General features: G+C 57.8%; 14 protein-coding genes. 3 read left to right on the top strand and 11 right to left on the bottom strand.

Annotation, left to right across the window (positions count from 1 at the left end):
• Nucleotides 1-42 precede the first annotated feature (42 nt).
• Nucleotides 43-792 (top strand): YkgJ family cysteine cluster protein, encoded by a 750-nt coding sequence (locus PSH97_RS23115; RefSeq protein ID WP_305446840.1) that lies wholly within the window; start codon nt 43-45, stop codon nt 790-792.
• Between the two features lie 152 nt (nt 793-944).
• On the opposite strand, the gene PSH97_RS23120 is transcribed toward PSH97_RS23115, so the two are convergent.
• The 8 genes from PSH97_RS23120 to rplM form a co-directional block, all read right to left on the bottom strand.
• Nucleotides 945-1,202, bottom strand: coding sequence for a hypothetical protein (locus tag PSH97_RS23120; RefSeq protein WP_007905458.1), 258 nt, complete (start codon nt 1,200-1,202; stop codon nt 945-947).
• Nucleotides 1,203-1,506: 304 nt separating this feature from the next.
• Entirely contained in the window at nt 1,507-1,920 is a 414-nt protein-coding gene (locus PSH97_RS23125) for a ClpXP protease specificity-enhancing factor (RefSeq protein ID WP_008004998.1), read from the bottom strand.
• Nucleotides 1,921-1,936: 16 nt separating this feature from the next.
• Nucleotides 1,937-2,554: a glutathione S-transferase N-terminal domain-containing protein gene (locus PSH97_RS23130; RefSeq protein WP_007905304.1), complete on the bottom strand. Its 618-nt coding sequence runs from the start codon at nt 2,552-2,554 to the stop codon at nt 1,937-1,939.
• Nucleotides 2,555-2,704: 150 nt separating this feature from the next.
• Nucleotides 2,705-3,487: a cytochrome c1 gene (locus PSH97_RS23135; RefSeq protein WP_305446841.1), complete on the bottom strand. Its 783-nt coding sequence runs from the start codon at nt 3,485-3,487 to the stop codon at nt 2,705-2,707.
• Nucleotides 3,487-4,698, bottom strand: coding sequence for a cytochrome b (locus tag PSH97_RS23140; RefSeq protein ID WP_305425264.1), 1,212 nt, complete (start codon nt 4,696-4,698; stop codon nt 3,487-3,489). Before PSH97_RS23140 ends, PSH97_RS23135 begins: the two co-directional genes overlap by 1 nt.
• Nucleotides 4,698-5,291, bottom strand: a complete 594-nt coding sequence (gene petA / locus PSH97_RS23145; RefSeq protein ID WP_007905300.1) for a ubiquinol-cytochrome c reductase iron-sulfur subunit — start codon at nt 5,289-5,291, stop codon at nt 4,698-4,700. The genes PSH97_RS23140 and petA overlap by 1 nt, the downstream gene beginning before the upstream one ends.
• A 267-nt stretch (nt 5,292-5,558) precedes the next feature.
• Nucleotides 5,559-5,951 (bottom strand): 30S ribosomal protein S9, encoded by a 393-nt coding sequence (gene rpsI / locus PSH97_RS23150; protein WP_002555064.1) that lies wholly within the window; start codon nt 5,949-5,951, stop codon nt 5,559-5,561.
• A 14-nt stretch (nt 5,952-5,965) separates the two neighbouring features.
• A complete protein-coding gene (rplM, locus tag PSH97_RS23155; RefSeq protein WP_007905295.1) occupies nt 5,966-6,394 on the bottom strand; it encodes a 50S ribosomal protein L13 in 429 nt (142 codons plus the stop codon).
• A gap of 245 nt (nt 6,395-6,639) precedes the next feature.
• Between rplM and PSH97_RS23160 the strand changes: the two genes are divergently transcribed.
• Complete coding sequence (locus tag PSH97_RS23160; protein WP_305446842.1) at nt 6,640-7,680, top strand: NADP(H)-dependent aldo-keto reductase; 1,041 nt, start codon at nt 6,640-6,642, stop codon at nt 7,678-7,680.
• A gap of 103 nt (nt 7,681-7,783) precedes the next feature.
• On the opposite strand, the gene PSH97_RS23165 is transcribed toward PSH97_RS23160, so the two are convergent.
• Entirely contained in the window at nt 7,784-8,920 is a 1,137-nt protein-coding gene (locus PSH97_RS23165; RefSeq protein ID WP_038981619.1) for an acyl-CoA dehydrogenase family protein, read from the bottom strand.
• Nucleotides 8,921-9,164: 244 nt separating this feature from the next.
• On the opposite strand from PSH97_RS23165, the gene PSH97_RS23170 reads away from it, so the two are divergent.
• The gene (locus PSH97_RS23170; protein WP_305449857.1) at nt 9,165-10,061 is read left to right on the top strand and encodes a GlxA family transcriptional regulator; all 897 of its coding nucleotides are present in this window, start codon (nt 9,165-9,167) and stop codon (nt 10,059-10,061) included.
• Nucleotides 10,062-10,161: 100 nt separating this feature from the next.
• On the opposite strand, the gene zapE is transcribed toward PSH97_RS23170, so the two are convergent.
• Both zapE and PSH97_RS23180 read right to left on the bottom strand, forming a co-directional pair.
• Nucleotides 10,162-11,256: a cell division protein ZapE gene (gene zapE, locus PSH97_RS23175; protein ID WP_038981618.1), complete on the bottom strand. Its 1,095-nt coding sequence runs from the start codon at nt 11,254-11,256 to the stop codon at nt 10,162-10,164.
• Nucleotides 11,257-11,346: 90 nt separating this feature from the next.
• Entirely contained in the window at nt 11,347-12,702 is a 1,356-nt protein-coding gene (locus PSH97_RS23180; RefSeq protein ID WP_305446843.1) for a tryptophan--tRNA ligase, read from the bottom strand.

A 12,702-nucleotide genomic window follows, 5' to 3' on the forward strand; every position in this document is an offset into this window, starting at 1 on the left:
TTTTGTCGCCATTTCATGCCCCCACAGGTGACTGGCCGTTCAATGAATACAACGTTTTCCTGCGTAGGTTGTGGCAAATGCTGCAACGACCATCATGTGCCCCTGACACTGGCCGAAGCCCGGATGTGGGCGGCTGATGGCGGTCAGGTGATCGTGCTGGTGGAAGCCTTCCTCACCAATGGCCTAGGCCTGCCCGCGCAGCAACGCGAACACGCCGAACGCCGTTCGGTGGTAGTTCGAAGCGGTGCCTGCGAGGCCCACGTGGCGATCACCTTCGCCGCCTATAACGTCGGTCGCTGCCGGAATCTTGACGAAGACAACCTCTGCCGCATCTACGAACGCCGACCGCTGGTGTGCCGCATCTACCCGATGGAAATCAATCCGCACATCCCGCTCAACCCGGCGATCAAAGAATGCCCGCCCGAGTCTTGGGAAACAGGGCCGGATTTGATTATCGGTGGTGAACTGGTGGATCAGGAGCTTATGGGATTGATCCAGCGCTCGCGTCAGGCGGATCGCGATGAGATTCAGACCAAGGAGGCGATTTGCGCGTTATTGGGGATTCGGACGACAGCGCTGAAGGGCGATGGCTTTACCGCTTATCTGCCGGACATGACCGCGTTTGCCGTGGTCATTGATCAGGTGGAGCAACAGCCGTTGGCAGGGTCGAGCGGTGAATGGGTCTTTCATGTGTCAGGCGATGATATTGCCGGGCAAGTGTTGGCGGCCGGGGCGCAAGTGGCGACTGAAATGCCGCTGAACTATGCGTTTATTTCGTTGCGGGCGGCGTGAGCCAGAGGATGTGTTGTATGTAATGGCCTCATCGCGAGCAGGCTCGCCCCCACAATGGATTTCGTCGTACACAATATCTGTGTCCCATGAAGATCACATGTGGGCGAGCCTGCTCGCGATGACGATAGATCAGACACCGCAGAGGTAAAGACTCAGCGCTTACCCATCGAACGACGGGTGCCAGGAGGCGCTGCACCCGGAGTCTTGGTATGACCGTTCTTGGCGCCATTCTTGTACCAAGGCTGGCTGGCATTCTTCGCCGCGGCCAATTCACCTGGTTTGAACGGAAACTTGAACGCTGGAATCGCTGCTTTGGTTTCGCTGTCTGCGCTGGAGTCGACGCTGTCTGGCAGGTCTGCCTGGTCGTCGCTCAAGGCGTCGGCAACCGGCGGTTGTGTCGGGGAAGTCATGAAAGCTCCGGGTGATGCTCAAAGAGTCGGGCCCGGTAGGCGAGCCGCGAAAGGCGGCAGTATACCTGTCTCAGGGCCCGCAAGCTGCAGTTGGTCAGTGGGGTTTTGTGCTGACTGACCTGCCGCCTTCGCGGGCAAGCCTCGCGCTTACAGATGCTTTGTGTCGTGACTGGATCTGTGAGCGACGATAATCCCTGTGGAAGCGGGCTTGCCCGCGATTGCGGTGGGTCAGTCACAAGGATATTGGATGTGCCGCCCTCCAGTGCCACATGAAAAAGGCGATCCATCCGGATCGCCTTTTTCATTACTTCACCACCTTCAAACTCGGTCGACCGCTGGGACGCGGCGGCTCACTGTCGGGTGGCGGAACATCATCATCCGGTTCGATCTCTTCCTCGTCTTCCAGAGGCGATTCCATATCGAACACCATGCCCTGACCGTTCTCCCTGGCGTAAATGCCCAGGATCGATGCGATAGGCACGTACAGGGTGTGCGGCACGCCACCGAAGCGCCCCTCGAAACTGACTGCCTCGTTGTCCATGTGCAGATGACGCACGGCTGCCGGGGAAACGTTCAGGACAATCTGTCCGTCACTGGCAAAACCCTGAGGCACCTGCACCGATGGATACTCGGAATTAACCAGCATGTGCGGGGTGCAATCGTTGTCCACAATCCACTCGTAGAGCGCGCGGACCAGATAAGGTCGACTGGAGTTCATAGCGGCTCCTTAAGCCTTAGCGCATATCGCGTTCGACACCAGACAGACTCGCCTGGAAAGCCTCACGCGCAAACGAGCGCTCCATATAATCAAGCAACGGCTTGGCAGGCCGCGGCAGTTCAATACCCAGAATCGGCAATCGCCAGAGTATTGGCAATAGGCAGCAATCCACCAGACTTTGTTCCTCACTGAGGAAAAACGGCTTGTCGGCAAACAGCGGCGACACGCCTGTCAGGCTTTCGCGCAGCTCTTTACGAGCCACGACACGGGCTGCTTCCTTGGTCCGCGAATCCAGAATCAGATCCACCAGGCCACACCAGTCACGCTGAATGCGATGAATCAGCAGACGGCTATTGGCACGCGCCACAGGATAAACCGGCAGCAATGGCGGGTGCGGGTAACGCTCATCCAGATATTCCATCACCACGGTCGACTCCCACAACGCCAGGTCACGATCGACCAGGGTGGGCAGGCTTCCGTAAGGGTTCACCTCAATCAGTTTAGGCGGCTGGCGACCAGCTTCCACGTAAATGATCTCGGCGCTGACACCCTTCTCTGCAAGTACGATGCGCACTCGGTGGGAATAGTGGTCGGCGGGGTCGGAGTAACAGGCCAACCGATTGGTCACGCCCATGGCGGTCCTCCTCGCTTGTTGAAATTATCGGAAACGGAAAAACACGCGCGCCCAGAGGGCGCCTCCCGTAACGCCTGGATCACCAGACTCGTTACACCTTCAGAGACGCCCCTGGGCGCGCGCGATTAACAGCAATGGCTTACAGCTCTATCAATGGACATCTTTCCAGTATTCACGCTTGAGCAAGTAAGCGAATACGAAGAAGAACGCCAGGTACAGCAACACATAGGTACCGATGCGCTGATGCTGCAGCTTCACCGGGTTGGCCGAGTAGGCCAGGAAGGTCACCAGATTCTTGACCTTCTCGTCGAACTGCTCTTCGTTCAGCGTGCCGGTTTTCGGCAATACAGTCAGTTGATCGCAGGCTTCATGGGTCAAAGCGGTGCCGGTCAGCGGATCGTATTGCTTCTTGCCGTCTTCGACGACTTGAACTTGTTTACAGCCTACCACCTGACGACCCTGCAGGCCGACCAGAACGTTAGGCATGCCGACGTTCGGGAACACCTTGTTGTTCACGCCCCAAGGACGCGACGGGTCTTCATAGAACGAACGCAGGTAGCCGTAGAGCCAGTCTGTGCCACGAACACGAGCCACCAGTGTCAGGTCGGGCGGCGCCGCACCGAACCAGGTCTTGGCGTCAGCCGGCTGCATGCCGATGTTCATGTGGTCACCGATCTTGGCGCCGGTGAACACCAGCTTCTCAAGCATCAGCTCGTGAGGAATGCCCAGATCATCGGCAACACGCTCGTAGCGCTGGAACTTGGCGCTGTGGCAGCCCATGCAATAGTTGGCGAACGTACGTGCGCCGTCCTGCATGGCAGCTTTGTCAGAAACGTCGATATCGACCTTTTCCAGCTCCGGACCACTCGATGTCGATGCGAAAGACAGTACAGGCAGCGCCGCAAGAATCAGTACAGCAAATAGCTTTTTCATCAGCCAGTCACCCTTTCCGGAACCGGTTTGGTCTTCTCGAGCCTGGTGTAGAACGGCATCAGAATGAAGTAGGCGAAGTACAGGAAGGTACATACCTGCGACAGCAACGTACGGCCTGGAGTTGGAGCCAGAACACCCAACACGCCCAGGATCACGAACGAGATGCAGAACACCCAGAGCCAGATCTTGCTCAGCCAGCCTTTGTAGCGCATCGACTTGACCGGGCTGCGATCCAGCCATGGCAGGACGAACAGCACAGCGATGGCCGCGCCCATGGCGATAACGCCCAGGAGCTTGTCTGGAACCGCTCGCAGAATCGCGTAGTACGGGGTGAAGTACCAGACCGGAGCGATATGCTCAGGGGTCTTGAACGGGTTGGCCTGCTCGAAGTTCGGCTTCTCGAGGAAGTAGCCGCCCATTTCAGGGAAGAAGAACACGATCGAACAGAAGATGAACAGGAACACCACCACGCCGACGATATCTTTCACGGTGTAGTACGGGTGGAAGGCAATGCCGTCCAGCGGTACGCCGTTTTCGTCTTTGTACTTCTTGATGTCGACGCCATCCGGATTGTTCGAACCGACTTCGTGCAGCGCCAGAATGTGCACCACCACCAGACCGAGGATCACGATCGGCAGGGCAACCACATGCAAGGCGAAGAAGCGGTTCAGGGTAATACCGGAAATCAGGTAGTCACCGCGAATCCACTGGGTCAGGTCGTTACCGATGACCGGGATCGCACCGAACAGCGAGATGATCACCTGGGCACCCCAGTAGGACATCTGGCCCCACGGCAGCAGATAACCCATGAAGGCTTCAGCCATCAGCGCCAGGTAGATCAGCATGCCGAACACCCACACCAGCTCACGCGGCTTCTGGTACGAACCGTAGAGCAGGCCACGGAACATGTGCAGATAGACCACGATGAAGAACGCCGAAGCGCCAGTGGAGTGCAGCAGACGCAGGATCGAGCCGTACTCGACGTCGCGCATGATGTATTCGACGGAAGCAAACGCTTCTTCCGCCGACGGGGTGTAGCTCATCGTCAGCCAGACACCGGTAACGATCTGGTTGACCAGAACGAGCAGTGCGAGGGAACCAAAGAAATAGAAGAAGTTGAAGTTCTTCGGGGCGTAGTACTTGCTGAGATGGTCTTCCCACATTTTGGTCGCGGGGAAGCGCGCATCAACCCAATCCATGAACTTGCTCATCACGCTTTCTCCGTATCGACGCCAATGACAATGATGTCATCGGTCTCATAGGAATGCGGGGGAACTGGCAGGTTCAAAGGCGCGGGTTGCGACTTGTAGACGCGGCCAGCCAAATCGTAGTGAGAACCGTGGCAAGGGCAGAAATAACCACCCACCCAATCCTTGCCCAGGTCTGCAGGTGCCACTTCTGGACGGAAAGTTGGTGAGCAACCCAGGTGTGTGCAGATACCGATCAGCAACAGAACTTCTGGCTTGATCGAACGCGTCTCCGGGTCGACATAGGTCGGTTGCGTCGAGTTCTTGGAGGTCGGGTCAGACAGCTGGCCCTCGATCTTTTTCAGATTCCCCAGGATTTCCTCGGTACGGCGGACAATGAACACCGGCTGGCCGCGCCACTCAGCAATCATCTGCTGACCTGGCTCGATTTTGCTGACATTCACTTTCACCGGTGCACCTGCAGCTTTCGCCTTGGCACTGGGAAACCATGACCCCACGAACGGGACCGCAGCCCCCACCGCTCCTGCAGCACCCACCACGGATGTGGCTGCTACCAAGAAGCGACGCCGGCCTGCATTCACGCCGTCATTGCTCATTCAGTCCTCTCCCATCAGCTTTGTGGCCTGTTAAATCAGGCGTCTACTAAGTAAAAATCTGAACTTATAAAAATTTTGCCGAATGGTAATGAAAAGCCCCAATTCTGACAAGGTAATTACCGAGGGGCTCCACTGCCAAGCCTTGCAGTATAGGGCTTCTGCGGATGTGGCAAGTTGTCACAGCGCAATTCATTGATAAATCGCGCCCATAAAAAAACGCCCAGCTTCGCGAGGAAACTGGGCGTTCTTTTTGAACGCGAAAGCGAATTAACGCTTCGAGTACTGCGGACGCTTACGCGCTTTACGCAGACCAACTTTCTTACGTTCAACTTCACGAGCATCGCGAGTAACGAAGCCAGCTTTGCGCAGAGCGCCACGCAGGGTTTCGTCATACTGCATCAGTGCGCGAGTGATACCGTGGCGGATTGCGCCAGCTTGACCACTTACACCACCGCCGATCACGGTGACGTAGATGTCGAACTTCTCGACAGTCTCAGTCAATTCCAGCGGCTGACGAACTACCATGCGGGCAGTTTCACGGCCGAAGAAATTATCCAGCGAACGGTTGTTGATGGAGATGTTACCAGTACCCGGACGCAGGAAAACGCGTGCGGTTGCGGTCTTGCGACGGCCAGTGCCGTAATTTTGAGTCGCCGACATAATGAACTATTCCGTTAAAACTTCAGTTCTTGGGGCTGCTGAGCAGTATGAGGGTGTACAGCGCCCGCATAGACTTTCAGCTTACGATACATGTCGCGACCCAGCGGGTTTTTAGGCAGCATGCCTTTGACCGCGGTCTCGATCACGCGCTCAGGGGCTTTAGCGATCAGCTTTTCGAAGTTGATCGACTTGATGCCGCCCGGGAAACCGGAGTGGGAGTAGTAGATTTTGTCGGTGGTTTTAGCACCGGTTACACGAATCTGCTCGGCATTGATAACGACGATGTAATCGCCGGTGTCAACGTGAGGAGTGTACTCAGCTTTATGCTTGCCACGCAGACGGCTCGCGATTTCGGTGGCCAGACGACCCAGGGTCTGACCTGCAGCGTCGACGACAAACCAGTCGCGCTGTACTGTTTCCGGTTTAGCAGTAAAAGTTTTCATTCTTTATAGCCTCAGGGGCCGCCCTGTAAATTAGACGGCGGATCTTACTGAATAGTGCGTACTTTGACAAGTCAAAGGCAGCCGGATACAGACGCTTTCGGGGGCTCGGGTCGGCGCGTCCGTTCAACGGCAAGATTCTTCGGCGGCGGCGCATCACTTCCACTGCAGAAAGAGGTGCGCAATTATGCAGATTGCGAAAAATAATTCAACCTGCTTTTATGATTGTTTTGCCCAAGGAGCACCCGATGGACTATCGCCAGCTAGGCCGTACCGATCTGAACGTGAGTGCAATCTGCCTCGGCACCATGACCTGGGGCGAGCAAAACAGCGAGGCTGAAGCCTTCGCCCAGATCGAACGGGCCAAGAGCGCCGGGATCAATTTCATCGACACCGCCGAAATGTACCCGGTGCCGCCCAAGGCCGAAACCTACGCCACCACCGAGCGCTACATCGGCAATTACTTCAAAAGCCGCGGCGATCGCGCCGACTGGATCCTGGCGAGCAAGATCGCCGGCCCCGGCAACACCATCGACTACATCCGCGACAAAAACCTCAAGCACAACCGCGAGCACATCGTCCAGGCCGTGGATGCGAGCCTCAAGCGCTTGCAGACTGACTACATCGATCTCTATCAGTTGCACTGGCCGGAACGCAGCACCAATTTCTTCGGGCAACTGGGCTACAAGCACACGAGCGAAGTCAACCTCACGCCGCTGGAAGACACCCTCGAAGCACTGGACGAACAGGTCAAGGCCGGCAAGATCCGCCACATCGGCCTGTCCAACGAAACCCCATGGGGCACCATGCGTTTCCTCGCCCTCGCCGAAGCTCGTGGCTGGCCGCGCGCCGTATCGATCCAGAACCCCTACAACCTGCTCAATCGCAGCTTCGAAGTCGGCCTGGCGGAAATCGCCATCCGCGAACAGTGCGGTCTGCTCGCCTACTCGCCGCTGGCGTTCGGCTTCCTGTCGGGCAAATACGAAGGTGGCGCACGTCCGCCCAAAGGTCGTCTGAGCCTCTACAGCCGCTTCAGCCGCTATTTCAATCCGCAATCGGAAGCGGCGTGCAGCCGTTATGTGGCACTGGCTCGTGAACACGGTCTGGACCCGGCGCAGATGGCACTGGCCTTCGTCACACAGCAACCGTTCGTCACCAGCAACATCATTGGCGCCACCACGCTTGAGCAACTGGACAGCAACATTGCCAGCTTCGAGCTGAAACTTTCCGACGAAGTGTTGGCGGGGATCGAGGCGATTCACCAGGATCAGCCGAATCCTGCTCCTTGATTGATCCATAGGCCCAATCGCGGGCAAGCCACGCTCCCACAGGAAATCACAAACCTGTGGGAGCGTGGCTTGCCCGCGAAGGCGTCCGCCCAGTCACTGCAAATTACAGCGACCGAGCAATAATCTCCTTCATGATTTCATTGGTCCCGGCATAAATCCGCTGCACCCGCGCATCCGCCCACGCCCGGGCGATCGGGTATTCCCACATGAAACCGTAACCGCCATGCAACTGCACGCACTCGTCGAGCACCTTGCATTGCAGGTCGGTGCCCCAGTACTTGGCCATCGCCGCTGTCGGCACGTCGAGCTTGCCTTGCAGATGCAGTTCCAGGCAGCGATCGACGAAAACCCGGCCGATCTGGATTTCGGTCGCCATTTCAGCGAGTTTGAAGCGGGTGTTCTGGAAGTCGGCGATGGCCTTGCCGAAAGCCTTGCGCTCACGGGTGTAATCCAGCGTCCATTGCAACGCCGCTTCGGCTGACGCCAAGCCACCCACCGCGACCGTCAGACGCTCCTGCGGCAGTTCCTGCATCAGGTAAGCGAAGCCCATCCCGGCCTGACCCAGCAGGTTTTCCTTCGGCACCCGAACGTCCTGGAAGAATAGCTCCGAGGTGTCCTGAGCCTTCATGCCGACCTTTTCCAGACGCTTGCCCTTGGCGAAACCCGGCGTATTGGCCTCCACCAGAAACAGACTGGTACCCTTCGCCCCCGCCTTCGGATCGGTCTTGGCCACGACGATCACCAAATCAGCCAGAAAGCCATTGGTGATGAAGGTCTTCGAACCGTTGATCACGTATTCGTCGCCATCCAGCACAGCGGTGGTTTTCACCCCTTGCAGGTCGGAACCGGCACCCGGCTCGGTCATGGCAATCGCGGTGACCATCTCGCCAGACACCAGTTTGGGCAGGTATTTGTGTTTCAGCGCTTCACTGCCGTAATGCAGGATGTAAGGCGCCACAATGTCCGAATGAAGAGAAAAGCCGATCCCGGTCAGCCCCAGGCGGCCGACCTCTTCGATCACCACCGCGCTGTAGAGAAAATCAGCCCCCAGCCCGCCGTATTCTTCCGGTAAATGCGAACAGAGCATCCCCGCCTCCCCTGCCTTGTTCCAGAGTTTACGGTCGATATAGCCTTGTTTTTCCCATTGCCCATGGAACGGCACGGCCTCTTTTTCGAGGAACGTTCGCACGCTGTCGCGAAAAAGTTCGTGCTCGGAGCTGAACAAGGTTCTGGGAATCATGCGGCACCTGTCGTTATTGTTAGCCGGAATTGACCTTTAGAGACTAAGCCTCGCTTCCGATACAGGACACTGGACACATCCGACAAAAAATAAGACGATCCAGCCGTCTGGTGACCACTTTCCCCTATAAGAATAAAGTTGAATTATGTCTAACCACGTCTCCACGCCCTTGCGGCGCGTCAGCATCCTGGCTATCGACCGGGTTTTCGCTTCCACCCTCATGCAAGCCAAGGATTTCTTCCATCTGGCCAGCCTGCGCTATGGCAAACAACTGGGCCACGGCCTGACACCGGCGTTTGAAACCCGGCTGGTCAGCCCCGACGGCAAACCGGTGAACAGCTTCAGCGATGTGATCATGCCGGTGGACGCCGGCCTGGAAAATGCCGACGTCATCATCCTTCCCGCCTTCTGGGACGATTTCGACACCCTCTGCAAACGTTATCCACAGGTCCTGCCGTGGCTGCGTCAGCAGCATGCACGCGGCGCCGTGTTGTGTGGCGAGGCCACCGGCGTGTTCTGGCTGGCCGAAGCCGGGTTGCTCGATGGCAAGGAAGCGACGACCTACTGGCGTTTCTTCAATGCGTTTGCCGAGCGCTTCCCGCAGGTTCAGCTCAATCAGGACAAACACCTGACCGATGCCGACAACCTGTATTGCGCCGGCGGCACCACCTCGGCCTGCGACCTCTACATCTACCTGATCGAGCGTTTTTGCGGCGCCAACGTGGCCCAGGCCGTGGCCCGCGACATTCTTTACGAAGTACAGCGCAGCTATGCGCCGGGGCGGATCGGTTTCGGCGGGCAGAAACTGCACCAGGACGTGATCATCCTGCAGATCCAGCATTGGCTCGAAGAACACTTCGCTGACAAGTTCCGCTTCGAAGACGTGGCCCGCGAACACGGCATGAGCATCCGCAACTTCATGCGCCGCTTCCAGACCGCCACCGGCGACAAACCGCTGCATTACCTGCAGCGACTGCGCATCGAAACCGCCAAGGGCTTGCTGTCCGGCAGCCGCAAGAGCATCAAGACCATCAGCTATGAAGTCGGTTACGACGATGCGAGCTTCTTCGCCCGGCTGTTCCGCCAGCACACGGAGTTGTCGCCGAACCAGTATCGGCAGCAGTTTCAGCAAGCGGCATAATCCGCCTTTCATGATCGTTCCCACGCGGAGCGTGGTAACGATCATTCGACGCACAAAAAAGGGCCTGCATATGCAAGCCCTTTTTATTTACCGAATCGCCCTACGGCTTATGCGCCCGTGACAGAAATTCGTGCGACTGCATTTCCAGCAAACGGCTAAGCGTACGCTGGAACTCGAAGTTCAGGCGACCACCGGTGTAGAGGTCTTTGAGCTCGACTTCGGCAGAAATGATCAGCTTCACGTTACGGTCGTAAAACTCGTCGACCATGTTGATAAAACGTCGGGCGATGTCGTCGGTGGTGACGCTCATCTGCTCGACATTGCTGAGCAACACGGCATGGAAAATTTTACCCAGTTCGATGTAATCATTCTGGCTGCGTGGGCCGTCGCAGAGTTCACGGAAGTCGAACCAGGCCACGTCATCACAGGTGCGCACAGCACGGATTTCACGGTTCTCGATCACCAGAACGTCGTTCTCGATGGCTGCCGTGCATTCCGGCGTCAGGGCCCGGAAGCTCTTGCGCAGGCTTTCCTGGGCAGCGTCATCCAGCGGAAAGTGGAACAGCTCCGCTTGCTCGAGGTGGCGCAGACGGTAATCGACGCCGCTGTCGACGTTGACGATCTCGGTGTTCTGCTTGATCAGCGCAATGGCCGGCAGGAAACGCGCACGCTGCAGGCCGTCCTTGTACAGGCCGTCCGGCACGATGTTCGACGTCGCGACCAGGGTCACGCCGTTCTTGAACAACTCTTCCATCAACGTGCCAAGAATCATCGCGTCGGTAATGTCGGAAACGAAGAACTCATCGAAACAAATCACTCGCGACTCGTCGGAGAAACGCTTGGCGATGATGGTCAGCGGGTTTTTCTCCCCGCCTAGAGTCTTCATCTCTTCATGCACGCGTTTCATGAAGCGGTGAAAGTGAGTGCGGGTCTTTTCCTTGAACGGCAGCGCTTCGAAGAAGGTGTCGACCAGGTAAGTCTTGCCGCGACCAACGCCGCCCCAGAAGTACAGGCCCTTGACCGGTGCCTGGTCTTTCTTGCCAAACAGTTTGCCGAGCAGGCCCGGTTTGTTTTGCGAGGCTGCGACCAGATCGTCGTACAGGCGCTGCAAATGGCGCACGGCAGTTTCCTGGGCGGCGTCATGGAAGAATTCCGGGCGTTTCAGATCAGCTTGATATCGTTCTAGGGGCGTCATAATTCGTTAGCAAGGCAACAAAAACGGGCCGTCACTGTAGCGACGGCCCGTGGGAATGGCAATCGGCCCTTGGTCGGACCGAGCCGTTGATTATTCCTGAACCGGTGTCAGGGCAACGCGCAAAGCACCGATGGCAGCATCGCGAGCAGTACTGTCGGCGAAGGCCGGGCTGTCGGCAACGCACTCGCCTTCCAGCCAGACGCTGAAGCTCAGGTCTTCGCTGCGCACGTCCAAGGCTTGACCGGATTGCAGTTGCTTGGTCACTTGCCCTGCGGTTTTACCGTCGGCGAAGTTGCGCGAGAGCAACAGTTGTTCGCCATCGGCCGCCAGCAGACGGAAGCGGAAACTGCCGTCGTCTTCACGGAAGCTGACGAAACGCGCGGCTTTCGCGGCTTTCTTCTTGGTGGTCGCTGCGACTTGGGTCTGAGCGACGAAAGAACGCAGGCCGACCGCTTCACGCAGTTCGTGGAGGAACGGCGTCGCCACAGCGCGAGCTTTCTTGGCGCCGAGTTGCAGAATGTCTTCCAGATCCGCCGGGCGTTCGATCAGCTGGTGATAACGCTCGCGGGACTCGCCCAATTCGCTGTCGAGCAGTTGGAACAGACGATTCTTCGCCTCGCCCCAACCCAGGCCCTGGAGCAATTCGCTGCGGAATTCGTCGGATTGTGCCGGCGTAGCGAAAGCCTGGAACAAGGTGAACAGGTGCGAGTTGTCCGGATCTTTGGCTTCGCCCGGGGCACGGGAGTCGGTAACGATCCGCGAAATCGCGTCTTTCATCTCTTTGGCGCTGCTGAACAACGGAATGGTGTTGTCGTAGCTCTTCGACATCTTGCGACCGTCGAGCCCTGGCAAGGTGGCGACGCTTTCCTCGATCAGTGCTTCGGGCATGGTGAAGAACTCTTTGCCCTGGCCGAACAAGTGGTTGAAGCGCTGCCCGATGTCACGGGCCATTTCCACGTGCTGGATCTGGTCACGACCGACCGGCACTTTGTGAGCGTTGAACATCAGGATGTCCGCCGCCATCAGCACCGGATAGCTGTACAAGCCCATGGTGATGCCGGCGTCCGGGTCTTCGCCGGTCTCGACGTTCTTGTCCACCGAAGCCTTGTAGGCGTGGGCGCGGTTGAGCAAGCCCTTGGCGGCGACGCACGTCAGCAGCCAGGTCAGCTCAGGGATTTCGGGGATGTCGGACTGGCGATAGAACGTCACACGATCCACATCCAGACCACCGGCCAGCCAGGTCGCGGCGATTTCCAGACGCGAGCGCTGGATGCGCAGCGGGTCATCGCATTTGATCAGGGCGTGGTAGTCGGCCAAGAAGTAGAACGAATCGGCATTGCTGTCACGGCTGGCCAGGATCGCCGGGCGAATGGCGCCGGCGTAGTTGCCCAGGTGCGGCGTGCCGGTGGTGGTGATGCCGGTGAGGATACGGGTACGAGTCGTCAT

The sequence above is a fragment of the Pseudomonas cucumis genome, assembly GCF_030687935.1.
GTDB lineage: Bacteria > Pseudomonadota > Gammaproteobacteria > Pseudomonadales > Pseudomonadaceae > Aquipseudomonas > Aquipseudomonas cucumis.